This is a genomic window from Paenibacillus cineris (assembly GCF_018333335.1).
In the GTDB taxonomy this organism is placed as follows: domain Bacteria; phylum Bacillota; class Bacilli; order Paenibacillales; family Paenibacillaceae; genus Paenibacillus_AQ; species Paenibacillus_AQ favisporus.
Map to the genome: position 1 here is coordinate 527,602 of NZ_BORU01000005.1, position 24,986 is coordinate 552,587.

General features: G+C 53.1%; 26 protein-coding genes, 1 rRNA gene and 1 other annotated feature. All 27 genes read left to right on the forward strand.

Annotated features, from left to right (window positions below; genetic code table 11):
• Positions 1–2 precede the first annotated feature (2 nt).
• Positions 3–692 (forward strand): RadC family protein, encoded by a 690-nt coding sequence (radC, locus tag KI379_RS31795; RefSeq protein WP_076174385.1) that lies wholly within the window; start codon positions 3–5, stop codon positions 690–692.
• Between the two features lie 39 nt (positions 693–731).
• Complete coding sequence (locus KI379_RS31800; RefSeq protein ID WP_076174388.1) at positions 732–1,766, forward strand: rod shape-determining protein; 1,035 nt, start codon at positions 732–734, stop codon at positions 1,764–1,766.
• A gap of 54 nt (positions 1,767–1,820) precedes the next feature.
• Positions 1,821–2,693: a rod shape-determining protein MreC gene (mreC, locus tag KI379_RS31805; RefSeq protein ID WP_212986032.1), complete on the forward strand. Its 873-nt coding sequence runs from the start codon at positions 1,821–1,823 to the stop codon at positions 2,691–2,693.
• Positions 2,690–3,220, forward strand: a complete 531-nt coding sequence (gene mreD / locus KI379_RS31810) for a rod shape-determining protein MreD (protein WP_373309642.1) — start codon at positions 2,690–2,692, stop codon at positions 3,218–3,220. The genes mreC and mreD overlap by 4 nt, the downstream gene beginning before the upstream one ends.
• Positions 3,221–3,298: 78 nt before the next feature.
• Complete coding sequence (gene minC, locus KI379_RS31815) at positions 3,299–3,961, forward strand: septum site-determining protein MinC (RefSeq protein WP_076174394.1); 663 nt, start codon at positions 3,299–3,301, stop codon at positions 3,959–3,961.
• Between the two features lie 3 nt (positions 3,962–3,964).
• Positions 3,965–4,759, forward strand: a complete 795-nt coding sequence (gene minD, locus KI379_RS31820; RefSeq protein ID WP_076174396.1) for a septum site-determining protein MinD — start codon at positions 3,965–3,967, stop codon at positions 4,757–4,759.
• Between the two features lie 219 nt (positions 4,760–4,978).
• Complete coding sequence (locus KI379_RS31825) at positions 4,979–5,494, forward strand: DUF2179 domain-containing protein (protein WP_212986034.1); 516 nt, start codon at positions 4,979–4,981, stop codon at positions 5,492–5,494.
• A gap of 544 nt (positions 5,495–6,038) precedes the next feature.
• A complete protein-coding gene (locus KI379_RS31830) occupies positions 6,039–7,208 on the forward strand; it encodes an ABC transporter ATP-binding protein (RefSeq protein ID WP_212986035.1) in 1,170 nt (389 codons plus the stop codon).
• Positions 7,205–7,864: an ABC transporter permease gene (locus KI379_RS31835; protein ID WP_116234231.1), complete on the forward strand. Its 660-nt coding sequence runs from the start codon at positions 7,205–7,207 to the stop codon at positions 7,862–7,864. Before KI379_RS31830 ends, KI379_RS31835 begins: the two co-directional genes overlap by 4 nt.
• 41 nt (positions 7,865–7,905) lie before the next feature.
• Positions 7,906–8,808, forward strand: a complete 903-nt coding sequence (locus KI379_RS31840; RefSeq protein WP_089548369.1) for an osmoprotectant ABC transporter substrate-binding protein — start codon at positions 7,906–7,908, stop codon at positions 8,806–8,808.
• A gap of 12 nt (positions 8,809–8,820) precedes the next feature.
• Positions 8,821–9,519: an ABC transporter permease gene (locus tag KI379_RS31845; RefSeq protein WP_212986036.1), complete on the forward strand. Its 699-nt coding sequence runs from the start codon at positions 8,821–8,823 to the stop codon at positions 9,517–9,519.
• 214 nt (positions 9,520–9,733) lie between these two features.
• On the forward strand, positions 9,734–10,597 hold the full coding sequence (locus tag KI379_RS31850) for a M23 family metallopeptidase (RefSeq protein WP_244879520.1): 864 nt from the start codon (positions 9,734–9,736) through the stop codon (positions 10,595–10,597).
• The gene (locus tag KI379_RS31855; protein WP_145163062.1) at positions 10,590–11,453 is read left to right on the forward strand and encodes a M50 family metallopeptidase; all 864 of its coding nucleotides are present in this window, start codon (positions 10,590–10,592) and stop codon (positions 11,451–11,453) included. Before KI379_RS31850 ends, KI379_RS31855 begins: the two co-directional genes overlap by 8 nt.
• Positions 11,454–11,580: 127 nt before the next feature.
• The gene (locus KI379_RS31860; RefSeq protein ID WP_076174413.1) at positions 11,581–12,825 is read left to right on the forward strand and encodes an Rne/Rng family ribonuclease; all 1,245 of its coding nucleotides are present in this window, start codon (positions 11,581–11,583) and stop codon (positions 12,823–12,825) included.
• 58 nt (positions 12,826–12,883) lie between these two features.
• Positions 12,884–12,970, forward strand: a sequence feature (ribosomal protein L21 leader region).
• A 13-nt stretch (positions 12,971–12,983) separates the two neighbouring features.
• Positions 12,984–13,295, forward strand: a complete 312-nt coding sequence (rplU, locus tag KI379_RS31865; RefSeq protein WP_076174416.1) for a 50S ribosomal protein L21 — start codon at positions 12,984–12,986, stop codon at positions 13,293–13,295.
• A 13-nt stretch (positions 13,296–13,308) separates the two neighbouring features.
• Positions 13,309–13,641, forward strand: a complete 333-nt coding sequence (locus KI379_RS31870; RefSeq protein WP_076174419.1) for a ribosomal-processing cysteine protease Prp — start codon at positions 13,309–13,311, stop codon at positions 13,639–13,641.
• 17 nt (positions 13,642–13,658) lie between these two features.
• Positions 13,659–13,970 (forward strand): 50S ribosomal protein L27, encoded by a 312-nt coding sequence (rpmA, locus tag KI379_RS31875; RefSeq protein WP_076174421.1) that lies wholly within the window; start codon positions 13,659–13,661, stop codon positions 13,968–13,970.
• A gap of 242 nt (positions 13,971–14,212) precedes the next feature.
• Positions 14,213–14,953, forward strand: coding sequence for a Spo0B domain-containing protein (locus KI379_RS31880; protein WP_076174423.1), 741 nt, complete (start codon positions 14,213–14,215; stop codon positions 14,951–14,953).
• Positions 14,954–14,966: 13 nt separating this feature from the next.
• Positions 14,967–16,277, forward strand: a complete 1,311-nt coding sequence (gene obgE / locus KI379_RS31885) for a GTPase ObgE (RefSeq protein WP_145142027.1) — start codon at positions 14,967–14,969, stop codon at positions 16,275–16,277.
• Positions 16,278–16,484: 207 nt separating this feature from the next.
• Positions 16,485–16,922: an ACT domain-containing protein gene (locus KI379_RS31890; protein WP_076174428.1), complete on the forward strand. Its 438-nt coding sequence runs from the start codon at positions 16,485–16,487 to the stop codon at positions 16,920–16,922.
• 62 nt (positions 16,923–16,984) lie between these two features.
• Positions 16,985–18,271 (forward strand): homoserine dehydrogenase, encoded by a 1,287-nt coding sequence (locus KI379_RS31895; RefSeq protein WP_076174430.1) that lies wholly within the window; start codon positions 16,985–16,987, stop codon positions 18,269–18,271.
• A gap of 48 nt (positions 18,272–18,319) precedes the next feature.
• Positions 18,320–19,390, forward strand: a complete 1,071-nt coding sequence (thrC, locus tag KI379_RS31900) for a threonine synthase (protein ID WP_116234237.1) — start codon at positions 18,320–18,322, stop codon at positions 19,388–19,390.
• The gene (gene thrB / locus KI379_RS31905; protein WP_212986038.1) at positions 19,387–20,346 is read left to right on the forward strand and encodes a homoserine kinase; all 960 of its coding nucleotides are present in this window, start codon (positions 19,387–19,389) and stop codon (positions 20,344–20,346) included. The genes thrC and thrB overlap by 4 nt, the downstream gene beginning before the upstream one ends.
• Before the next feature lie 4 nt (positions 20,347–20,350).
• A complete protein-coding gene (gene pheA / locus KI379_RS31910) occupies positions 20,351–21,247 on the forward strand; it encodes a prephenate dehydratase (protein WP_212986039.1) in 897 nt (298 codons plus the stop codon).
• A 3-nt stretch (positions 21,248–21,250) separates the two neighbouring features.
• Positions 21,251–22,135: a branched-chain-amino-acid transaminase gene (gene ilvE, locus KI379_RS31915; RefSeq protein ID WP_076174439.1), complete on the forward strand. Its 885-nt coding sequence runs from the start codon at positions 21,251–21,253 to the stop codon at positions 22,133–22,135.
• A 169-nt stretch (positions 22,136–22,304) separates the two neighbouring features.
• The gene (locus KI379_RS31920; protein ID WP_212986040.1) at positions 22,305–24,311 is read left to right on the forward strand and encodes a LysM peptidoglycan-binding domain-containing protein; all 2,007 of its coding nucleotides are present in this window, start codon (positions 22,305–22,307) and stop codon (positions 24,309–24,311) included.
• Positions 24,312–24,900: 589 nt separating this feature from the next.
• Positions 24,901–24,986 (forward strand): 16S ribosomal RNA (locus tag KI379_RS31925); the annotation flags it as partial.

Genomic DNA, 24,986 nt, shown 5'->3' on the forward strand with positions numbered 1-24,986 from the left:
TTATGGAGTCGCAAACTTATCTGCTGCGCGACATCCCCCATGAAGAACGCCCGAGAGAACGCATGCTTGAATATGGGGCGAGTGCTTTAAGCCATGCCGAACTGCTTGCTATTTTGCTTCGGACGGGAACCCGCCAGGAGTCAGCCGTACATTTGGCTCAGCGGATACTGAAGCAAGTCGGCAGTTTGCGAAATCTGGTCGACCTGAGCGTCGAGGAGCTGATGTCCATCCGGGGCATCGGCAGCGCGAAGGCGCTGCAGCTCAAAGCCGGAATCGAGCTCGGACAGCGTTTGTCGAGAGCTCGTAAAGAGGAGCCCGTTACGATACGGAGCCCGAAGGATGCCGCGAACGTGCTCTCAGAGCAGCTGCGGTATTTGCAAAAAGAACATTTTGTCTGTTTGTTTTTGAATACTAAAAATCACATTATTGCTCAAGAGACGCTTTCGATCGGCAGTCTGAACGCCTCCATCGTGCATCCCCGCGAGGTGTTTCGCGCAGCCATTAAATGCAGCAGCGCATCCGTCGTTTGTGCACACAATCATCCCAGTGGAGATCCCACCCCCAGTCCAGAAGATATTTCCCTGACCGCCCGGTTGAAGGAGGCAGGGGACATTGTGGGCATAGAGGTGTTGGATCATTTGATTATCGGTGATGGAGGATACGTCAGTTTGAAGGAGCAAGGCTTGATGTAATATAATAGTTGAGATTGACGAAGAAAGGGAGATTACAGCATGTTAGGGAGCTTCACGAAAGATTTGGGTATTGACTTGGGGACGGCGAATACGCTCGTTTATGTCCGTGGAAAAGGAATTGTCGTAAGAGAGCCCTCGGTAGTCGCTTTGCGCACCGATACGAAGAGCATTGAAGCCGTTGGTGAATCCGCCAAGAAAATGATCGGCCGCACGCCGGGGAACATCCGCGCCATCCGTCCGATGAAGGACGGGGTTATCGCTGATTTTGACACGACGGCCACTATGATTAAATATTTCATCCGTCAGGCGCAAAAGCAGCGCTCTATGTTCCAGCGCCATCCGAACGTGATGGTTTGTGTACCTTCGGGCATCACTGCGGTAGAGCAGCGGGCGGTTGAAGATGCCACCAAGCAGGCGGGTGCGCGTGAGGCTTACACCATCGAAGAGCCGTTTGCGGCAGCCATCGGTGCAGACCTTCCGGTATGGGAGCCGACAGGCAGCATGGTCGTTGACATCGGCGGGGGTACAACTGAAGTTGCGGTTATTTCCCTTGGCGGTATCGTTACGAGCCGTTCGGTCAGAGTGGCTGGCGACGAAATGGACGAATCTATCATCCAATATATTAAACGGCAATACAATTTAATGATCGGGGAACGGACTTCGGAGCAGCTGAAAATGGAAGTGGGCTCTGCGCTGCCGCTGGAGCAGGTGGAGACGAGCGAAATCCGCGGGCGTGACCTCGTAACCGGCCTGCCGAAGACGATTACCATCACATCCGACGAGATCAGTGAAGCTCTGTCTGACACGGTCAATGCGATCGTTGAAGCGGTGAAGGTAACGCTGGAGAAATGTCCGCCGGAGCTTGCCGCCGACATTATGGACCGCGGTATCGTCCTGACCGGAGGCGGAGCCCTGCTGCGCAACTTGGACAAGCTGCTGGCACAAGAAACCGGTATGCCGGTCATCGTGGCGGACAATCCGCTGGATTGCGTCGCCATCGGTACTGGCAAAGCGCTCGAGAACATTCATCTATTCAAATCCCGCAGCAGTTCGGCCGTGCGTTCCAAACGTTAAGCACTTATAGGCGGGTCACCCCTGATCATGGGAGAGAAATCAGTAAGTTAGAGGGTGTTACAACTGTTTAAACTGCTCGGCAATAAGCGATTGTTTGTTATACTGATTGCTCTGGTTATGTTTATTGCGCTCATGGGATTTACGTTGGGGCCCCGGGCCTCGTTATCCTGGCCCGAGAAGTTTCTGAGGGATACGGTCGGATTTGCCCAAAATATCTTTTATAAGCCCGCTGGTTACATAGCGGGCTTGTTTAAAGATATTGCCAATATGCGGGACATCTACAAAGAAAACGAGGAGCTCAAGATTGCTCTTGCCCATTATACGCGCGATAAAGTCCAATATAATCTTATGGAAGAGCGAAATAAGGAACTGGAAGAAAAGCTGCATTTTACGAATGCCCAGAAAGAGCAGAATAATTATACTTATCATATTACCCAGGTCGTTAGCGTCAACTCAGACACGGTGAGCCGCACCCTTGTCATTGATCTGGGCGAGCGGGACGGCATCAAGGTCGGCCAGTCCGTCATTTCGAGCGAAGGCCTTGTCGGGGTCATTAGCCATGTCAGCAACTTCACGTCGACCGTCAAGCTGATTACGACGATGGATGCGAAGGACCCGAATTCTAACGGCATTTCGGCGACGGCGCTGAGCAATCATAAGGTTTTCGGAATTATCGAAAGTTATGACGAGGTCAGCAAGACCCTGCAGATGACCCAGATCAAAGAGAACGATCCGATCAAGGTAGGGGATACCATCGTTTCCTCAGGAGATCCGAGCAAGTATCCGCAAGGCCTCATTATCGGCAAAGTCACCAAGGTACAGGTCAGCCCGTTCGGGAAGACGAAGACGGCTACTATTGAGCCTGCGGCGGAGTTTCAGGATTGGAAGATGCTATTTGTCGTATCTCAACCGGAGGTACCGCAATAATGGTCCGCAAGCAAGTGCTGATCCTGCTGCTGTTCGTCCTTTTTCTTCTCGAAGGCACGATTGTTCCCTGGCTGCTGCCGGGCTCCTGGCAGAATGTCATTTCGCCGAATCTGGTCTTTATCGTCCTGTTATTTGTTTCGGTATACCATCACCGCCACACCGCGCTCGTTCTCGGGATTATTTTCGGCATGCTGCATGACGTCGTCTTTTACGGGGATATGATTGGCACGTATTCCTTTGTTATGGGGGTTACGGCTTATATTATGGGCTTTATTTTTCGGATGCCGCGCGCCCAAATGCCGGTCATGATGACGGTCATCATTTTGGGAAGCCTGCTGTTTGACAGCCTGCTGTACGGGATCTACCGGGTGTTCTCGCTCACGGCCGTTCCGTATAACTGGAACCTGCTGCACCATATTCTGCCCGATCTGGTCGTTCATTTCGTTTTCGGGTTAATCATTTATGTTCCGCTGCGCAAGCAGCTCGAGAAGCTTGGTAAACGCGCAAAAGTGGAAAAGGCGGCGTAAACCGCCCTTACAATTTGCATAATCAGGCAGGAACTTATGCATCCGGGAACGAAATGTATAGAGATGGGAGGGACAGGCATGGCAGTCAAATCGAATCATGTGACGATTAAGGGCATCAAAGATGGCCTGGTTTTCCTGCTCGATGACGAATGTGAATTTGAGGAACTGCTGGGTGAGCTGAGGTATAAGCTGGAGCATACTCATCAAAATATTTTGACCGGACCGATTATTCATGTGGACGTAAAGCTTGGGTCAAGGCGTATATCGGAAGACCAGAAACAATCCATGCTGGACATCTTGAAGCAAAAGGGAAATTTGCTGATCCGTTCCGTAGAGATGCCTGAGGGGGAAAACGAACCCGGGAAAGAGCCGGCTTATGCGGTCATGAGCGGAATGGTCCGATCGGGCCAGGTGCTGCATCATCACGGGGACCTGCTGTTCCTGGGTGACGTAAACCCGGGCGGAAGCATTCTGTGCACGGGTGATATTTATATATTGGGGGCTCTGCGTGGAATGGCCCATGCAGGCGTAGAGGGAAATGAGGAAGCGATCATTGCAGCCTCCTATTTTGCCCCCACCCAGCTCCGGATTGCCGAAAGAATCAGCCGGCCTCCGGACGAATGGAACATTCGGGAGACAAGCATGGAGTTTGCGTTTTTGCGCGACGGAGCCATGCAAATCGATAAAATTAGCAATATTGTCCGGATACGGCGGGATTTTAACGTGTTTAAAGGGGTGTAACACATGGGAGAAGCTATCGTCGTTACTTCCGGTAAAGGCGGTGTGGGCAAAACGACCACATCGGCGAACATCGGAACCGCACTTGCGCTGCTTGGCAAAAAAGTGTGCCTGGTCGATACCGACATCGGCCTGCGCAATTTGGACGTCGTGATGGGCCTGGAGAACCGGATCATTTACGATTTATGCGATGTGGCGGAAGGGCGCTGCCGATTGAACCAGGCGCTGGTGAAAGATAAGCGCTTTGACGAGCTGTATATGCTTCCGGCCGCCCAGACCAAGGACAAAAACGCGGTGTCGCCGGAACAGGTCAAGGATATCATTCTTGAGCTGAAGAAAGAGTACGAATATGTCATTATCGACTGTCCTGCCGGCATCGAGCAGGGGTTTAAGAACGCGATTGCCGGAGCGGACAAGGCGATCGTCGTTACCACGCCGGAGAACGCCGCGGTTCGCGACGCCGACCGTATTATCGGGCTGCTGGAGAGCTCTGCCGTGGAGTCGCCCAAGCTCGTCGTGAACCGGATTCGGCCGAATATGGTCAAATCCGGAGACATGCTCGACATCGAGGATGTGCTCCAGGTGCTCAACATCGATCTGATCGGGATCGTGCCGGATGACGAGTACGTCATCAAGGCAGCCAACAGCGGGGAACCTACGGTGATGAACCCGGAATCGCGGGCCGCGATCGCGTACCGCAACATTGCGCGGCGCATCCTGGGCGATACGGTGCCGCTGATGCAGCTGGACCAGAAGAAAAGCATGTTCACCCGTTTCAAAAAGCTGTTCGGAATGGGATGACCGGATTCTTTTATACGATGATTATTCTATAGAGAAGGGATGGAGCTAAGCGGCTTCATTCCTTTTTTTTTGCGTTTGAGCTCCGCATCATTTCCTCCAAATTCCCTTGATGTATAGGCCATTTCCTTTCATTCATCCATCCCGGGCGTGAATAGAGGCTTGGCGAATTGGGTTAAGTTACTACAAAGACAACCTGAGAATAGACAAGGGGTGCTTACTATGCTCGGAATACTGATTTTTATTTTCGTCATCCAAATCGTGTACGTCTCTTTCTTTACGCTGCGCATGATCCTGACGTTGAAAGGCCAAAAGTATTTGGCCGCGGTGCTCAGTATGTTTGAAATTACGATTTATGTGCTCGGACTCAGCATCGTGCTGAAGTATGTCAATCAGCCGCTGTCCCTGATCGTGTATGCCGTGGGCTACGGCCTTGGCGTTCTGGTGGGCTCGTGGATCGAAAACCGGATTGCGCTCGGCTATATTACGATGAAGGTCATCGTCAATGATCCCGGGAGCGATATGGCCAACACGCTGCGCAACATGGGGTATGGCGTCACCTCCTGGATCGGCAGCGGCCGCGACGGTCATCGTCTGGTCTTCGAAGTGCTGGCCAAACGCAAAAACCAGAAGAAGCTCTACAACTCCATCCTGGAGCTTGACCCGAAGGCATTCATTGTCGTCACCGAGCCTGTCATGCTGCATGGAGGGTTCTGGACCCGAGGAACGAAAAAATAGTGCTGGCGGACGTTTCATGCGGGATCGGGAGACGATGCTGCAGAGGCTGCATTTTCTTTTTATAAAAAAAAAAGCCCCCTGCCTGTTTCATTTTGCAGCAGAATGGGTAATAAACTAAAACCTGCTGTGAGCCAGCCAGGCAGGAGGTCCCAAATTTGTTGCTTGGAACCGGATCCACAGTCGCATTTCGCCAATCTTCCGTCCAGGTCCAAAAGAGTTAGGCTTGTCTTTTTGCAGTTTGGCATGTCTGTTGAACGCGAGAATCTAAGGATGCACGGATGCTTAGCTTCATCCATTCGTTGCATATGGCAACGTTCACGCAGTATATGGATGATTCCTTTAACTCCCCGTTAGGAAAACCGCTTTTCCACTACATAACAGGCCGTGAGCCTATCTATGAAACAAGCTCGGATACTTGAAGATTGAAGCCATGTTTGATGGTCCCGCTCCCATTTGCGGACGGACCATGTCTTTGCGCCGGATGGCGGATGATATGCGAAATGCTCCACATACTATGAATACAGCTGGCTAAAGGAGCGATTGAATGATTGTACTGGAACATGTAAACAAAGTGTATGATGACGGGTTTCATGCCCTCAAAGACATCAACCTGGAGTTTAAGAAGGGTGAAATTACAGTCTTGATCGGCCCCAGCGGCTGCGGCAAATCGACGACCATGAAGCTGATCAATGCCCTGAACACCCCTTCCTCCGGAAAAGTACTGATCGACGGAAAAGACATCTCCGGGCTTAACCCGGTGGAACTGCGCCGGAATATCGGATATGTCATTCAGAGTGTAGGCTTGTTCCCTCATATGAATATCGCCAAAAACGTGGCGGTCGTCCCTCATTTGAAAAAGTGGGATAAAGAGAAAACCGACCGGAAAGTGAACGAACTGCTCGACCTGGTTGGTCTCGACCATACCATATACCGGAACCGTTATCCTTCCGAGCTCAGCGGCGGGCAGCAGCAGCGGGTCGGGGTTATCCGGGCGCTGGCGGCCGACCAGGATATCATCCTGATGGACGAGCCGTTCTCGGCGCTCGACCCGATCAGCAGGGAGCAGCTGCAGGATGAGCTTATCCGGCTGCAGCAGGAGCTGAACAAGACGATCATTTTCGTGACGCATGATATGGACGAAGCGATCAAAATCGCAGACACGATCGTGCTGATGAAGGATGGGCAAATCGTGCAAACCGGGAAACCCGAGGCGATTCTGCGCCATCCGGCGAATGATTTCGTCCGCAACTTTATCGGCCAGAAACGGCTGCAGAGCGAGAGCGAGCTATCCTATGAAATTCCGCTCGTCGACGACGTCATGATTACAAATCCCGTAACGGCCTTCCCGAACCGCGGACTGGCGGAAGCGATCAAAATGATGGAGTCCAAGCGCGTAGACTCCCTGTTTATCGTGGACCGGAACAAGCAGCTGCAGGGCGCAGTTTCGATTTACCGGGTGCTGGACATGTACGGGGAAGAGGGTAAAACGGTTGCCGACGTTATGGTCCCTGTCCGCTTCTCGGTATCTTCGGGGAGTACGCTGCCTCAAGCCATTGAGCTCATGGACAGCCACCAGCTGAGCAATGTCCCCGTGGTTGACGGGAATAACCGGTTCCTGGGGTTAGTGACCCGGGGCAGTGTCGTCAAGCATCTGGCCGAGGTATATCCGAACCTGGCCCCTCCGCAGCCTGCCGGAGAGGGGGAGCCGGTGTGAATGAATTTTGGAGCTTTATCACCGAAAGGTACCCGGATATCCTGCTGGCCCTCCGGCAGCACCTGACCATCTCCTTTTCCGCGGTGATCCTCGGGACGATCGTGGCGGTCCCTATCGGCATTTTGCTGGTATATAACCGAGTCGGCTGGATCAACAGCGCCGTATTTTTTATCGCCAACCTGTTCCAGACGATCCCGAGCCTGGCGCTGCTGGCCATTCTGATTCCGCTGCTTGGCATCGGCGTGAAGCCGGCGATTTTGGCGCTGCTGCTGTATTCCCTCATGCCGATTCTGCGGAACACGTACGACGGATTCCAGTCGGTGGATAAAGGCGTGCTGAATTCCGCCAAAGGCATGGGATACAGTGCAGCCCAGACGATTCTGAAAATCCAGCTTCCCCTATCGCTTCCTTATATCATGTCTGGCATACGGATCACGACGGTGTATATCATCAGCTGGGCGACGCTCGCTTCCCTGATCGGGGCCGGCGGGCTCGGGCAGCTGATCGTTTCGGGGCTTGGCGTCAACAAGCCGGAAATGATCTTTATCGGCGGCATCGGCGCAGTTGTGCTGGCTCTGGTGGCCGACGGCCTGCTGGGGCTGCTGGAAGGCTGGCTGACCCGGCGCTACCGTCAAACCCGGAGTGCTGCCGTATGACAAGGCTGACGAAGCCCTTTAGACTGATCCGAGGAGGCGTGATGAAACTGAAAACGTTCAAATTGTCGTTATTTTTGTGCTGTGCCATCCTTCTGACAGGCATCACTTCGGCCTGCGGGATCCAGCAGGATGTGGTTATCGGAACCCAAACCTACACGGAAACGAAAATTTTGGCCGAAATGTACAAGGCCTTGATTGAAGATAAAACCAATGTCAGCGTCGACATCATTCCCGACCTGGCTTCAAGCTCGATCGTCATCAATTCGATGAAAAGAAACGACATCCAAATGTCCACGCTCTATACGGGCGAAATTTTCAACAACCATTTTCCGATCAGCCAAACCAAGGACCGGGCGAAGGTGCTTGAAGAAGCCAAAGCCGGCTTTGACAAGTACTTTCATTTTACCTGGCTGGATCCATTAGGCTTTGAGAATACGTATGCCTTTACGGTCCGTAAGGATCTCGCCGATTCGAAGGGCTACCAGAAGATTTCGGATGTCAAAAAAGATATGGCGTCCATGAAGCTCGGCGTGGATACGACGTGGCTGGAACGGGAAGCGGACGGTTACCCGGCCTTTTCAAAGGCTTATGGCATCAATTTCGGGCAGGTATTCCCGATGGAGATCAGTCTCGTGTACAGCGCGGTGGCGAACCGTCAGGTCGATATCGTGCTTGCTTATTCCACGGATTCCCGCTTGAAAGCCTATCAGCTGCAGACGCTGAAGGACGACAAGCAGTTCTTCCCCCCGTACGACGCGAGTCCGGTGATCCGGACGGACATCCTCCAAAAGCATCCTGAAATCAAAGACGCCATTGCTCCGTTGATCGGGCATATCGATGCCGACACGATGATTTCGCTGAACTACCAGGTGGATATCGAGAAGAAAAGCGAGCGGGAAGTCGCGATTGCCTATTTGAAGGAGAAAGGTTTGATCAAGAGCTAGAGGAGGGTTAGCATGGACGAGAAAAAGCTAACGTTTATGGATTTCGTATTTTATGTCTCGCGGAACAGCGGGCTTTTATGGGAGTATTTCATCCAGCATATTTTGATGGTGGTGATCGGACTGGGGCTTGCGATCGTCATCGGGGTACCGCTCGGTATTTTGTGCTCCAGAAGCCGCTGGGCGGCGAAGGTCATTCTGTTCATCACCAACATTCTGCAGGTTATCCCCAGTCTGGCGATGCTCGTCATCCTGATGCTGTGGCTCGGCCTGGGCATGAAGACGGTGATGGTCGGTTTGTTCCTGTATTCGCTCAACCCGATCGTTCGCAATACGTACGTCGGGCTCAAGCAGGTGGACCCGAGCTATATGGAATCCGGCAGAGGCATCGGCATGAGTCCTTTTCAGCTGCTCTATAAAGTCCGATTCCCTTTGGCGCTGACCTACCTGATGTCAGGGATCCGCATCGCTGCGGTCATTGCGATCGGTGTCGTGACGATTGCGCCATTGGTCGGCGGCAGTGGTCTGGGACGGGAAATTTATGCGGGACTGAACAGCAACAACTCGCTGCGGATTTTTGCCGGGGCCATCCCTGCGGCGCTGCTGGCGATTGTGGCGGACATCGTGCTGGGCTACCTGCAGAAGAAGCTGGACCTGAGCAAAAGGAAGTCGTCGGGTGCCGCCCCGGTCCCGCCTAAAATTCAGAAGGTGTGAGGTATGGAAGCAAAAGCAGCTTCGGGAATGTCCCGGGGCTGCTTTTTTTGTGTTCCGTGACGGTGTGAATAGGCATTGGAACAGCAAGGATCCTGAAACGCCAATAGCCAATGCTATGGAATCACATGGTGGAACAGGCTTGTTCTAAAAATGGGACTTTCCCACATAAACTGGTATAAAACAAGCCTCGAAAAGGGGATGAGCACAAGTGGACATGAAATCTTCCATCAAACAGCGGAGAGAAGAACGCATCCGCGATCTGCTGACCAGAGACGATTTGTCAAAAACGATGCCAATTCAGCCGCCCTCGCAGCCTTCACCATTGCCTGTACAGGACGAGCCAAGGCTGTGGAGCCGGGGCAAACTGCCCGAAAGCTACGTGCCCGAGCCCGATCCGGAGAAGCAGTGGAAAAAGGAACGTTATCAGGCCGGCGGCCCCTTCCATAGAAAGCACCACTTTGTTTCCGGCTTCATGTGGCGCCTGTTTTTCAGCGCCATCGTGTTTGCGGGAGTGTGGGGCGTGTTCCACTTTCCGATCAACCAGCCGTGGAGCGGCAAAGTGCAGAGCTTTGTCGTTCAATCGCTGAACCGGGAAATGGATTTTCAGGCTGCGGAAGCCTGGTATGAAACATACTTCGGGAAAGCTCCCTCTTTTATCCCTATTTTCAAACAGGATCCGGTGTCCCCATTGAAAGTCGATGCGTCCAAATCGATGGTGCCGCCGATCGAAGGGAAAATCGTACAGGCCTTCGCCGTCAACCTGAAAGGAGTGGAAATTGCTCCGGATGAGGTTTCAAGCACGGCGCTTCAGGTGAAAAGTGTAGAAACGGGACGTGTTATGGAAGTGTCGGATTCGCCGGAAACCGGAGTCACGGTGACCATCCAGCACTCCGGCGGCTTGGTAGCGACATACAGCCATTTGCAGGAGACGCAGCTGCAGAAGAACGATTGGGTCGAGGCCGGAGACCCGGTCGGGTCGCTCGGACAGGGGAGTGACGGTGAAACGCCGACCTTGTTTTTTGCGGTCAAAGAAGGGGGCCATTATGTGGATCCGGCCGATGTGATCCCGATTGATTAACGTTCGCGGAATGACCCTGTCGCTGCACCCGTTTTTCGTGATCCTGATGCTGTTTTCGGTCGTTACCGGGCATTTCCTCGAGCTAATTACGCTGTTCGTCATCGTATTCATTCATGAGTTGGGACATGCCGGGGCTGCGCTGATGTACGGCGTTCGCATCCGTTCGATTCAGTTCCTCCCGTTCGGCGGGGTGGTGGAAATCGAAGATCAGGGCCGGCTGTCCGCGTGGAAAGAAATCGTCATCGCGGCAGCGGGACCTTTGCAAAACGGAATGATGATCCTGTTCGCGCTGCTCCTCCGTCTGGCCGGCTGGGGGGATGGCGCCTTTCTGTCTTATGTAATTTATGGCAACGCGATGATTGCATTGTTTAATTTGCTGCCGATTTTACCCCTTGATGGAGGCAAAATATTACAGTCGGCTGCCAGCTTGTTTTTCCCTTATCACCGTACGCTTCTGTGGTCCTCGAGGATCAGCGTTGGGGCGAGCGTGATCGTCATTATATGCGCGCTGGCACCGCTTTTTCAAGGGAAGGGCAGCGTTCAGCTAAACCTGCTGTTAATCGGTATTTTTCTGCTGTACTCGAACTGGGTCGACTACCGGAACCTGCCTTACCGATTTACAAGATTTCTCATGCACCGTGAATCGATGTACACCCGCTCCAGAGCGGACGGGGAACTCGCGCAGCCCATCGTTGCCGATCCGGCGAAACATTTGGACAGTATCCTGCGTCTATTAAAAAGAGAGAAATACCATCTTATTTATGTGATGAACGAGCGCGGAAAAATCATTGCCGTGCTTCCCGAGCAGCGCATTATTTCTGCTTATTTTGCGACAGATCGTACTTCGTGGATATAAATACGCAAGGAACAACGAACGTGAAAAAGGTGTGAATGCGGGCTGCTCCTAACTCAGGGATGGAGCTAATTTAAAGGAGATTTCATGGTACAATGAAAAAGATATGTCTTCTGGCAGGGGTGAAGCCATGAAACAAATGATCGTTCACATCGAACCGAAGCTGACCCAGATGGCGCTCTTGGAGGAAGGCAAGCTGGTGGAATTCGCTGCCGAGCGGAGCCAGGGGCACAGTCTGGTCGGGAGCTTTTACAAAGGGCGTGTCGTCAACGTATTGCCCGGCATGCAGGCCGCGTTTGTGGATATCGGCCAGAAAAAAAACGCCTTTTTATACGTGGACGACGTGCTGCATCCGCATTTGGAGAAGCAGCCGAAGGACAAGCCGAATATCGAATCGCTGCTGCGCGTCGGGCAGGAGATCGTCGTCCAGGTGATGAAAGAGCCGCTTGGCGGCAAAGGCCCGAGGGTGACGACGCACTATTCTCTTCCGGGCAGATGGATCGTGTATATGCCGCATGCGGATTATGTGGCCGTCTCCAAGAAGGTATACCGGGAGCATGACCGGAACCGGCTGAAGGTGCTGGGCGATTCCCTCCGGAGGAGCGGAGAGGGCGTCATCATGCGGACCGTCTCCGAGGATGAGCATCCGGATGCCATCGAAGGGGATTTGAACGCGCTGCGTGAGCGGTGGCTAAGCATTCAGGAGAAGGCCGACGCCTGCGCGGCACCGTGCCTGCTGCACCGGGATCTGAGCATCGTGCAGCGGTTTATCCGCGACGTGTTCGATCCGGAGCAGGACGAGCTCTGGATCGACAGCAGGCCGGAAGCGAGAGAAGCCGAGCTGTTTCTGGAGGAGATTGCCCATGGCGGACACCGGCCCGTTCGAATGCATCAGGGCCACGAGCACATTTTTAGGGCCCATGGCGTTCAAGAGCAGCTGGAGCGGGATTTTGCGCGCAGGGTGACGCTGGAGAGCGGAGGCACGATCGTGCTGGACCAGACCGAGGCGCTGACGGTGGTCGACGTCAATACGGCGAAATATACCGGCGGCGGCAATTTGGAAGAGACGGTCACGAAGACCAATCTGCAGGCGGCTGAAGAAATCGCCCGGCTGATCCGTCTCCGCGACATAGGCGGCATCATTATCGTCGATTTTATCGATATGGAAGAAGAGAAGAACCGGCAGGAGGTTGTCAACCGGCTGGAGGCGGGTATGAGCCGGGACCGGACCAAGAGCCATGTCGTCGGCTGGAGCAAGCTTGGCTTGCTGGAGCTTACGCGGAAGAAAGTAAGAGAGGACACGGCTGTCATGTTTTCCAAATCATGCGAAGTATGCGGCGGAACGGGGAAAATAAACCTTCTGAGCGCGCATTGACTTATGATGGACGGATATGTTAATATCTATGAGTATGTGTCCAGTATTTATTGCTTGTCACATGCTGTAACCGCTCCGGTCGGGTTTACAAGTGCCGCTGCTTAAGACGGCGGGCCACCTGGATTAGGCGAGTCTGAGACATGAGGAGGTGCAAGCAAATGTACGCAATTATCGAGACAGGCGGTAAACAATACAAAGTTCAAGAGGGCGACGTATTGTTCATCGAGAAGCTGAACGCAGCCGATGGCGAAAGTGTAACTTTCGACCGTGTATTGGCCGTATCCGGTGACAACGGTCTGGTGGCAGGAACTCCAGTCGTAGCCGGCGCATCCGTAACCGCTAAAGTTGAGAAGCATGGTAAGGGCCAGAAGGTTGTTGTATACAAATACAAACCTAAGAAGAACTACCACAAGAAGCAAGGTCATCGTCAGCCATACACAAAAGTTACGATCGAGAAGATCCAAGCGTAAGAAGGTGCGCTAATTGATTAACGTACGGATATTACGCCGGGAAGACGGCAAGATTCGTGGCTTTGAAGTGAAGGGGCATGCGAACTACGCGAAGGCCGGAGAAGACATCGTATGCGCCGGAGTATCGGCGGTCACGGTGGGAACGGTCAATTCGGTGGAAGCATTAACCGGAACGGTCATGGACAGCAGAATGAACAACGGTTTTCTGAGCGCGGACGTTCCTTCGATGGAGGAATCAGGCGTGCACGAACAGGTTCAGTTGCTGCTGGAATCGATGGTGGTTATGCTGAATTCCATAGCAGAATCATACGGGAAGTATATTCAAATACAAGAAGTACATTACTAACAGAAGGAGGAGACAACATGTTAAAGCTGAATCTTCAATTGTTCGCTTCGAAAAAAGGTGTTGGTTCCACAAAGAACGGACGCGACAGCCAAGCGAAACGTCTCGGCGTTAAGCGTGCTGACGGCCAAACCGTTACTGGCGGAAGCATCTTGGTTCGCCAACGCGGAACGAAAATTCATCCTGGTACGAACGTGGGCATCGGCAAAGACGACACTCTGTTTGCTAAAGTGGACGGCGTTGTGAAATTCGAACGTTGGGGCCGCGACCGCAAGAAAGTGAGCGTTTATCCTGTGGATGTCGCTCCTGTAGCGGCAGCAGTAGAAGCTTAATTGTCTGCGAACGCAGAATGAACAAGAAGCCTCCGGCAATGCTTGCCGGGGGCTCTTTTTGAATTAAAACATATTCTTGGGAGCCCCCTGCAAATCAGCTGAATATGCGTTGGAGCAAAAGCCCCACTTGGTGGGGTTATTTTGTAGGCTGTGTATTATTGATATGAACATAACTGGACAATTATGGTATACTGGGCAATGATGTTAACTATCTCATGTGTGGGACGGGGACGGGGAGTGCTATGAGATTTGGGAAGAGCATAATGGCCGCTGCGGTCATTTCAATCGTGATTCCGTTAGTATTTATATACCGTGGCGGCTCGTGGATTTGGTACATGATCCTTCCGCTGTGGATATTAGCGGTGCTTTTTCTCGGATATGCGCAGATACGCCGGAGTACTTCGCGTCATCATGATGCCGTAGTCCGCAGTCTGGAGCAGACGGCCATCCGGACGCTCAACCATCACCGCCATGACTGGATGAATGATTTGCAAATTTTGTATGGTTATATCAAGCTCGGAAAAAGTGATAAAGCGGTTCAATGTGTGGAAAGAATAAAGGAACAGATGGCTGTCGAAAGCAAAATAGCCAAGCTGGGCATTCCTTCGCTTATTTTCTACCTTCAGTCTTTTCGCAGCACCAGCAGCAATTTGGAGCTGGACGTTCACGTGGATGACCAGATGACGCTGATCAACAACCTCAGCCAGGAAGAAGGGGCCAATCTGGCCTTGGCCGTCATCCAAACGATCCGGGCATATCAATACAGCAGCAAGTCTTCGCGGGGCGAGTCCCGCAAACTGTTCCTGAGCCTTTATGAGGAAGGCTCGGAGCTGATCGTAAGGTTTGAGGAAGAAGGTTCCCTTGGGGACCCGGAACTGCTTCGGCAGCAAATATATAATGTGGTACAAGGCAAGAAAATGAAAGCAGAGCAGATCGATCCGACTCAGGCTTCATTTGAATTGCGCGTGCCGTGTGGAGCATGAGGAAGGTGAAGTCATGTTTGTAGATAAAGCGAAAGTCTATGTCAAAGGCGGCGACGGTGGTGACGGCCTGGTGGCTTTCCGCCGGGAGAAATACGTGCCGGAAGGCGGGCCTGCCGGCGGTGACGGCGGCAGGGGCGGAGATGTCATCTTCCGTGTGGACGAAGGTCTGCGCACGCTGATGGATTTCAGATACCAGCGCCATTTCAAAGCCCAACGCGGCGAGAAGGGCCGCAATAAGAGCCAGCATGGCGCAGGGGCGGAGGACATGATCGTCCGCATTCCGCCGGGTACCGTGCTGATTGACGATGATACGGGCGAAGTCATTGCCGACTTGACGCGTCATGGACAGCAGGTGGTCGTTGCCAAAGGCGGCCGCGGCGGTAGAGGCAACATCCGTTTTGCCACCCCGAACAACCCGGCTCCCGAGCTCGCCGAGCACGGGGAGGAAGGCCAGGAACGGTATGTGGTGATGGAGCTGAAAGTGATGGCCGACGTCGGTCTGGTCGGCTTCCCGAGCGTAGGGAAGTCCACGCTCTTGTCGGTCGTTTCCGGTGCGAGACCGAAAATCGGGGCGTACCACTTTACGACGATTACGCCGAACCTCGGCGTCGTGGAGGTCGCGGAAGGACGGAGCTTCGTCATGGCCGATCTGCCGGGATTGATCGAGGGTGCTCATGAAGGGGTTGGCCTCGGGCATGAGTTTCTCCGCCACGTGGAACGGACCCGCGTCATTATCCATGTGGTGGATATGGCGGGATCCGAGGGACGGGATCCATACGAGGACTGGGTCAAAATTAACGACGAGCTGAAGCTGTACAACGCCAACCTGGCCGAACGTCCGCAAATCGTAGCAGCGAACAAAATGGATATGCCGGAAGCGCAAGACAACCTGGCTGAATTCCGTGAAAAGGTCGCCAAGGACAGACCTGACCTGGAGATCATGCCGATCTCCTCGCTGACCCGGCAGGGTGTTCAAGAGCTGCTCTATCGTGCTGCGGATCTGCTGGACCAGATTCCTGTGGAAGCCGCGCTGGAAGAAGTACCCGAAATCACCGAAAGAAAAGTGTACAAGCTGGATAAGACCGAGGACAACTCGTTCACCATTACGAGAGACAACGAGGCTTATGTGGTCCACAGTGTCAAAATTGAGCGCCTGCTCAAACGCATGCAGATGAACTCGCATGAAGCGATTCTGAAGCTTGCGCGGACGATGCGCCATATGGGGATCGACGATGAGCTTCGCAAACGCGGTGCCGTTGAGGGCACCATTGTGAGAATCGGCGATTTTGAATTCGAGTTTGTAGAAGGCAGCAGCTACTATTAAACATACAAGAACCGGACACCGTATAATTTCGTATACGGCGTCCGGTTTTTTGTTGCAGCCCCTTTTGTTTCTGACATTTTACGTTACATGGCGGGCAATTTTTTGTATGATGGAGATTAAAAAGGCGTCGGACTATTGACCGTCAGGCAAGGGTTCCTATATAATGTCCACTATATGAATACATCAGTCTTTGAGGAGAGGACGTTCGTGAAAGAACGCTATTATTTGGTCCGGGAAGACATTTTGCCGGAAGCCGTTGTCAAGACGATGCAGGTGAAACAGCTGCTAGCGGCCGGGGACGCGAAGACGGTTCATGAAGCCGTGGAACAAGTCGGGCTGAGCCGCAGCGCTTTTTATAAATACAAAGACGGAATCCACCTGATCAACCAGCTGGAGCGCGAGCGGATCGTGACGATTTCCATCGATATGGAGCACCGGGCGGGCATGCTGTCGAAAGTGCTGAGCACGGTGGCCGGTTATGGCGGAAACGTGCTGACGATCCACCAGAGCATTCCTTTGCAGGGGATGGCGAACGTGGTGATATCCGTCGAAGTGACGCGGCTTGGCGACGAGCTTGGGGACATGCTGGAAGGCATGCGCGACGTAGCGGGAGTCAAGCGGGCGAATTTGATCGGACAGGGGTAAGTCCGTGCCTGGTGTCATAGAAGACAAAGAATGTTATTTGGAGATTCACGGGAGGTATGAGAATGAAGCCGGTTAAAGTTGGATTGTTGGGTCTGGGCACGGTCGGTACGGGGGTCGTCAGGATCGTGGAAGGCCATCAGGAGGATTTGAGCAGCCAGGTGGGCTCTCCGGTCGTCATCGAAAGGATCGCGGTGAAGAACTCCGGAAAAACGCGCAGCGTGGCCGTTGATCAAGGCAAATTGACGGAAGATCCGTGGGATGTGATCCGTGACCCGGAAATCGACGTCATCGTCGAAGTGATGGGCGGGATTGATGAGACGAAGTCCTACATTTTGGAGGCGCTGGAGCGCGGCAAGCATATCGTCACGGCCAACAAGGACCTGATGGCGCTGCACGGAGCGGAGATTTTGGCCAAGGCTCAGGAGAAACAGTGCGACGTTTTTTATGAGGCGAGTGTGGCGGGAGGCATTCCGATTATCCGGACGCTGATCGAAGGATTTTCTTCGGACCGCATCTTGAAAATCATGGGGATCGTGAACGGTACCACCAACTATATTTTGAGCAAAATGAGCCAAGAAGGCGCGTCCTATGAGGATGTGCTGGAAGAAGCGCAAAAACTGGGCTATGCCGAAGCCGACCCGACCTCCGATGTCGAAGGCTTGGACGCCGCCCGCAAGATGGCGATTCTGGGCACGCTCGGCTTCCGCTCCAACATCGAGCTGAAGGACGTCAGCGTGCGCGGCATCTCGCAGGTGACCAAGGAAGACATTACGTATGCCAAACGCCTTGGCTACGAAATGAAGCTGCTTGGCATTGCTGACCGGCAGGACGATCATTTCAGCATCAGCGTTCAGCCGACAATGGTGCGCAAAGGGCACCCGATCGCCGCTGTGAACGGCGTCTTCAATGCCGTATACGTGTACGGTGAAGCGGTCGGCGAGACGATGTTCTACGGCGCCGGCGCCGGCGAAATGCCGACGGCTACCTCCGTTGTGGCCGACCTGATGGCGGTCATCAAAAACCTTAGACTGGGCGTCAACGGCCTGAAAGCGATCGTTCCTTACAAGCCGAAGAAGCTGAAGACCGATGAACAGATCAGTTACAAAAACTTTATCCTGCTTCATGTTGACGACAAAGCCGGTGTTCTCGCCAAAATTACGCAGGTGTTCGCCGAATTCGGAGTCAGCCTGGAATCGGTCGTACAGCAGCCGAACGAGCACAATCCCGAAGCGGAGATCATCATCGTGACACATCAAGCCAACAAAGCGAGCATGGATAAGGTGCTTCAGCATTTTGAAGGGCTGGACGTCATCCGCAGAATCAAGAGCGTATACCGGGTTGAGGGGTAACCCTGCCCATTCAAATAACTACCTCGAATACAGAAAAGGAGTTTTACGATGCCATACCAAGGTTTACTGCAAACGTACAAGGAATATTTACCCGTGAACGACAATACGCCTCTCCTGACGCTGAAGGAAGGCAACACCCCGCTGATCCGCGCCGAAAATTTGTCAGAGGAGCTTGGACTCGATCTTTATTTTAAATATGAAGGGCTGAATCCGACCGGTTCGTTCAAAGACCGCGGCATGGTCATGGCTGTTGCCAAGGCTATGGAGGAAGGCAGCCGTACGATCATGTGTGCCTCCACGGGCAACACCTCGGCTGCAGCGGCGGCCTACGCGGCGCGCGGCGGCTTGAACTGCATCGTTCTCATCCCGAACAACAACATTGCCCTCGGCAAGCTGGCACAGGCCATGATTTACGGTGCCAAGGTCATTGCCATTGAAGGCAACTTTGACCGTGCCCTGGAGATCGTACGCGACATTACGGCCAAGCATCCGATCACGCTTGTAAACTCCGTCAACCCTTTCCGCATTGAAGGGCAAAAGACGGCCGCATTCGAAGTGGTGGACCAGCTGGGCAAAGCGCCGGACGTACTGGCCATTCCTGTAGGCAACGCAGGCAATATCTCCGCGTACTGGAAAGGCTTCAAGGAATACCACGCAGCCGGCAAAGCCTCCTCGCTGCCGCGCATGGTCGGCTTCGAAGCCGAAGGCGCGATGGCTATCGTGAAGGGCGAGCCGATTCTCGAGCCGGAAACGGTCGCAACCGCCATCCGGATCGGCAATCCGGCCAGCTGGAAGACCGCTGTCGCTGCTGCTGAAGAATCCAACGGTCAGATCAATTACGTCACTGACGATGAGATTCTGAGCGCATATCGCACCATTGCCGCACGTGAGGGCGTTTTTGCCGAGCCGGCTTCCGCCGCATCGGTAGCAGGGGTGTACAAGCTGAAGCGCGAAGGATTTTTCAAAGGTGGGGAGACGGTTGTCTGCGTCCTGACCGGGAACGGACTGAAGGACCCGAACGTGGCGCTGAAAACGGTCAACGCTGAGCCTATCGTCGTTCCGGATACGGAGGAAGCCGTTATGGAGGCGATCGCGAAGCTGGAAGAGGAGCGGGTATGATTCAGCCTGACGGGGTACGGGTGAAAATTCCTGCCAGTACCGCGAATCTCGGGCCAGGCTTTGACACGCTGGGCATGGCCTTGTCGCTGTACGCTTGGATCGAGATGAAGGAAGCGGAGCAGACCGTATTTCATTTGTACGGAGACGAAATGCAGGGAATTCCCCGGGATAAAAGCAATCTTTTGTATCAAGTCGCGCAGCAGGTGTTTGAGCGGGCGGGAGTTCAAGTCCCCGAACTCGAAATATCCATGTATTCCGACATCCCGTTGACCCGTGGGCTGGGAAGCAGCGCCACGGCGATTGTCGGGGCATTGGCTGCGGCCAACGCACTCATCGGGTCACCGCTGAGCAAAGCGGAGTTGTTTGATATGGCCACAGGGATTGAGGACCATCCCGATAATGTCGGGGCTTCTCTGTATGGCGGCATCATTACGGCGATTTGGGACGGTGCTCACGCCGAATGCATCCGCTTCGATCCGCCTGAGGATCTGGAAGTACTGGTCGTCGTCCCGGATTTTGAGCTGCAGACTTCGGAAGCCAGGAAAGTTTTGCCGGATCATATCAGCCGTAAGGATGCAGTGTATAATGTAAGTCGGGCCTCCTTTTTGGTCGGAGCGCTGGCCAGCGGCAGGTTGGACCTCATCGGCAAAGCGATGTCGGACCGTCTGCATCAGCCGTACCGGGCTCCCCTCATTCCGGGCATGACCCGGATTTTGGAGGAAGCGGGGAATCACGGCGCGCTTGGTGTGGCGCTGAGCGGTGCGGGTCCCACGCTGCTCGCTTTGGTGGACCGCCAACAATCCAGAAAGAACGAACTGGAAGCCTTCCTCCTGAATACGATGAGGGCTGAGGGCATCAACGCATCCGCCAAATGGCTGCTTCCCGACGTGGAAGGAGTCGTTGAGATTTCCGGGATGCCGTCCCGTTCATTTATGGATATGGTAAAGGGGAAGTAAGCGCATGAAACGAATTGCATTATTGCCGGAAGGGTCGGTGTCCCACGAGGCCGTCGCGTATTTGCTCGGGGATGAGCCGGTGGAGCTGGTCTATCATAAGCTGATTTCCGACGTATTTTTGTCGACGGCCCAGGGAAAAACCGATTACAGCGTCATTCCGATTGAGAACACGATTGAGGGCTCGGTAAGCCTGCATATGGACTGGTTGGTGAATGAAGTCGACATTCCAATGCGGGTGGAATGGGTCTATCCGTCGATCCAGAATTTGATCGGTGACCGCCAGGAGTTTATATCCGAGGCAGGGGAGATCGATTACAGCCGGATTGAGAAAATTTTGTCTCATCCTGTAGCCACGGCCCAGTGCCAGCAGTTTATCCGCCAGCATGCTCCGCAGGCCGAGCTGATCAACGCAGGCAGCACAACCGAAGCCGTAGGCATCGTCAAAGCCAATCCGGGCAAAGGCTGGGCCGCCATCGGCACAACACTCGGAGCGGCTACTCACGGGCTCGACGTGCTGGCCAAACGCATTACCGATCATGACAACAATTTTACCCGGTTCGTACTGATCGGCCATGAGGAACTTTCGCCGCTCAACCGGCCGGTTGAACAGCAAAAAACGAGCGTGCTGGTGACGCTGCCCGAGGATTTTGCGGGAGCGCTGCATCAGGTGCTTGCAGCCTTTGCTTGGAGGCGTTTGAATTTGTCGCGGATTGAATCCAGACCAACCAAGAAGAAGCTGGGAAGCTATTACTTTTATATCGATGTGCTCGAATCCGTGGACTCGGTGCTGCTGACGGCGGCCTTCGGCGAGATCGAAGCGCTGGGCTGCCAGGTACGCGTGCTGGGATCTTACCCGAGCTTTACTTATCAGGATCAGGAACAAAATTCGGAGGTGCGGTAACAGATGTCAGAACAGTGGATTTACTTAGATGGAGAATTTGTAACGAAAGAAAACGCGAAAGTTTCGGTGTTTGATCACGGCTTCCTGTATGGGGACGGCATTTTTGAAGGAATCCGAATCTATGAGGGCAACATTTTCAAATGCAAAGAGCACTTGGACCGCCTGTATGATTCCGCCAAATCGATCGATTTGGTCATCCCGCTGTCCTTCGAGGAAATGCGCGACGCCATGGCGGAAACGATTCGCCGGAATGATATGCGCAACGGGTATATCCGTTTGATCGTATCGCGTGGTGTGGGGAACCTGGGCCTGGATCCGAGACGCTGCCCGAAGCCAACCGTTCTTATTATTGTGGAGCAGCTGGCGATTTATTCGGAGGAAGCCTATTTGAACGGACTGAGAGCGGTCTCGGTATCGCAGCGCCGCAACCTGCCTGATGCACTGAATCCGAAGATTAAGTCCCTGAACTACCTGAACAACATTTTGGTCAAAATCCAGTCGAATTTCGCGGAAGCAGACGAGGCAATCATGCTGAACGCGCAGGGATATGTGACTGAAGGCTCGGGCGACAACATTTTCCTCGTTAAAAACGGTGTCGTCTACACTCCTCCTTGCTACCTTGGAGCGCTGGAAGGCATTACGCGCATGGCGATTATCGAGCTCTGTGAGAAGCTGGGCTACAAGCTGAAGGAAGAACCGTTCAGCATGCACGACGTGTACATTGCCGATGAAGTATTCTTTACCGGAACCGCTGCCGAAGTTATTGCCGCCCGTGAAATCGACGGACGCGTTATCGGACAGGGACAGGCTGGACCGGTCACTTTGAAGCTTCTTGAAGAATTCCGGAAAATCGTTACACAGGACGGCTACAAAGTTTGGGAATCCTGATTCCGACAGCCTTTTTATGACCTGTTTTTCTCTACAATCCTTTCACGATCTTCTTCGTGGAAGGATTTTTTTGTCTAAAGGGATGTCATCCGCCTATCCCCTGCATAAGATGTAGTAACGAATGGAGGCGAACCCCACGCCTACAAGAAGTTTAGGAGGTATTTGCCGCGTGAAAATACACATGGTCAAAAGTGGCGACACATTATATGAGCTTTCGAAAAAATACGGCGTTTCTTTGCAAAAAATTATCGACGCCAACCCGCAAATCTCCGATCCAAACCAGCTGACGGTCGGACAGAAAGTCAAAATTCCTGCGGAACCGATACAGGTTCCAAACAACGATCAAATCATCCATAAGCATGTCGTCAAGCAGGGAGACAGCCTTTGGAAATTGTCCAAAGCCTGGGGTGTGACGCTCAAGGATATGATCGACGCCAACCCGCAGCTCAAAAATCCGAACGCGCTCCTTGTGGGGGAAGTGGTCAACATTCCTAAAGTCGGTGGCGTCACAGCCGAGAGTGTAGACGGGAATGCGAATGCCAAAACGATCCCCGGCAACAAAACATATACCGGTCCCAAAGAAGAATTGACGGCACCGATTGAGGAGAATGTGGAGCCGGAAGAGGCGGAAAAACCGAATAAAGAAGAGCTCACCGCGCCTATGGAAGAAAATAAGGAAGAGAACAATGCCCAGGTGCTGCCGCAGCAGCTTCCCGAGCTGCCGAACATACCGTCTCCACCCCCGCTCCCCAACCTGTCGATGAACCAGGAAATGCCGGAAATGACCTCGCCGAATTACACCTTTCCAAACGTGATGCCCATAGCGGAAAACCAGCCTAACGTCATGCCTGCTGCCGAAAACCAGCCCAATGTGATGCCTATCATGGAGAACCAACCTAATATCATGCCTGCGGTGGAAAATCAACCGAACGTGATGCCGGCAGCCGAGAAGAAGCCGACCTACAGCAAAGAGACCATTTACAGCGAAGTTACGCATAACCTCTTTATTCAGTACCCGGGTCCCGTGCACGAAGTGGCTTCCTATCACGACATGCCGAATGCCGAGAACGCAAACCTGCAGCACGCCATGCAAGAAAACAAGCAGAAAACACCTTATTATCCGGGAATCGTTCAGGGTACCGAGTATGAACCGGGTCCCAACGCTTATCCGACAGGTGTGTCCCCTGCCTATGCGCCGCATTGGGAAAATCACGAGCATCCGGTCGCTTATGAGCCCATCCATGTGGGGCCGGCCCATTACCAGCCAAATGAGGCGTTTCCGCACAGTGTAGAGCCGGCGTTTTATCATCCGGTACACGCTGGAATTGCGCCGTATAGTCCATGTGGGTGCCAAGGAGTGGTATCCCCGTATTCGGGAGTAGATCCATTCTACGCTCAGCCTTATAGTGAGCCGATAGCAGCATATCCAAACGCGAATGCCATGTTTCCGAATACTCAAGTAAGTCCGGCAGCAGCCTATCCGAACCAAATGCCAATGGTATCCCCGGCCGAAGCTTATCCGAACCAAATGCCAATGGTATCCCCGGCAGAAGCTTATCCGAATCAAATGCCGATGGTATCCCCGGCAGCGGCCTATCCAAATCAAATGCCGATGGTATCTCCGGCCGAAGCTTATCCGAACCAAATACCAATGGTATCCCCGGCAGCGGCCTATCCAAACCAAATGCCGATGGTATCTCCGGCGGAAGCTTATCCGAATTACGCACCGATGACTCATTATCCAGAAGTGGATCCGGCATACGCCTATCCGCATCATGCTTATCCCACTCCATATGATTGGTGCTACCCGTCACCTTATGGAATGGGGTTTCCCTCGACGCTGGGAGCCTATGAGCATGCAGGGCCCAACGCCCCTTTTGTAGGGGCCGCCGAGAACGCGGCGTACTGGGACCGTAACCCGGCGCCTGCCTACCCAGCCCCGATTGGGGAAGAGACACAAGCGACAGCTACCATCAATGAGGCGGCGGTCCATGAGACATCCGAGGTAGAGGATTCTGAGCCTGCGGCTGATGAGACTACATCCAAGACGGTAAAAACGCTCAGCGACCCGAAGGATAAAGCGAAGGTTAATAAATCGAAAGCTCCCGCCGCCAAAAAGGAAAGAAAAAGCACAGCTGCTGACAGACCGCGTAAAAACCCATGGATTAATGGATGATAGCAGGTCAATATGAGCAGAAGCAGGCATTTCGAGGTGATCGCCGGAATGCCTGCTTCTAATTGAATTCAAGGTTCGTATCATTTGTAACCATTCTTCAGCAAGAGCATTTCCGATGGCAGTTTGAACTCTATGAATGCTGTATTAATTTTATAAAAGAACTAGTATGAATATATGAAAAAGATGCTTGAAATATGCTAGAATTTATTTTGTTGTGGGTAAAAGTATAGTATGAAGATTCGATGGAATATTTTGTGTGTTGCGGCAGTAGTGAGAACTGTGATAAATTATAAGTCCGGCCGAGTTAACGAGTTAGCAGGTCGGGGAAAATGAGATTTGATAGAAAAAACTTCTTCAAAAAAAGTCTTGTAAATCTATCGAGTCTGTGATATATTATAAGAGTTGCTGCTGAAACACTGAGCGGTAACGAAACGAAGTTTGATCTTTGAAAACTGAACAACGAGTGAGTATAAACGCGATGGTCTTATGACCGGAGCGATTGAGATTAAATCAATCTCGTCATATTCAAAATGAGCTACAAACTTTCTTTGGAAAGCTACTCCCTTCGGGTGAGCAGATTCTTCCAACTTTCTTGGAGAGTTTGATCCTGGCTCAGGACGAACGCTGGCGGCGTGCCTAATACATGCAAGTCGAGCGGACTTGATGGAGAGCTTG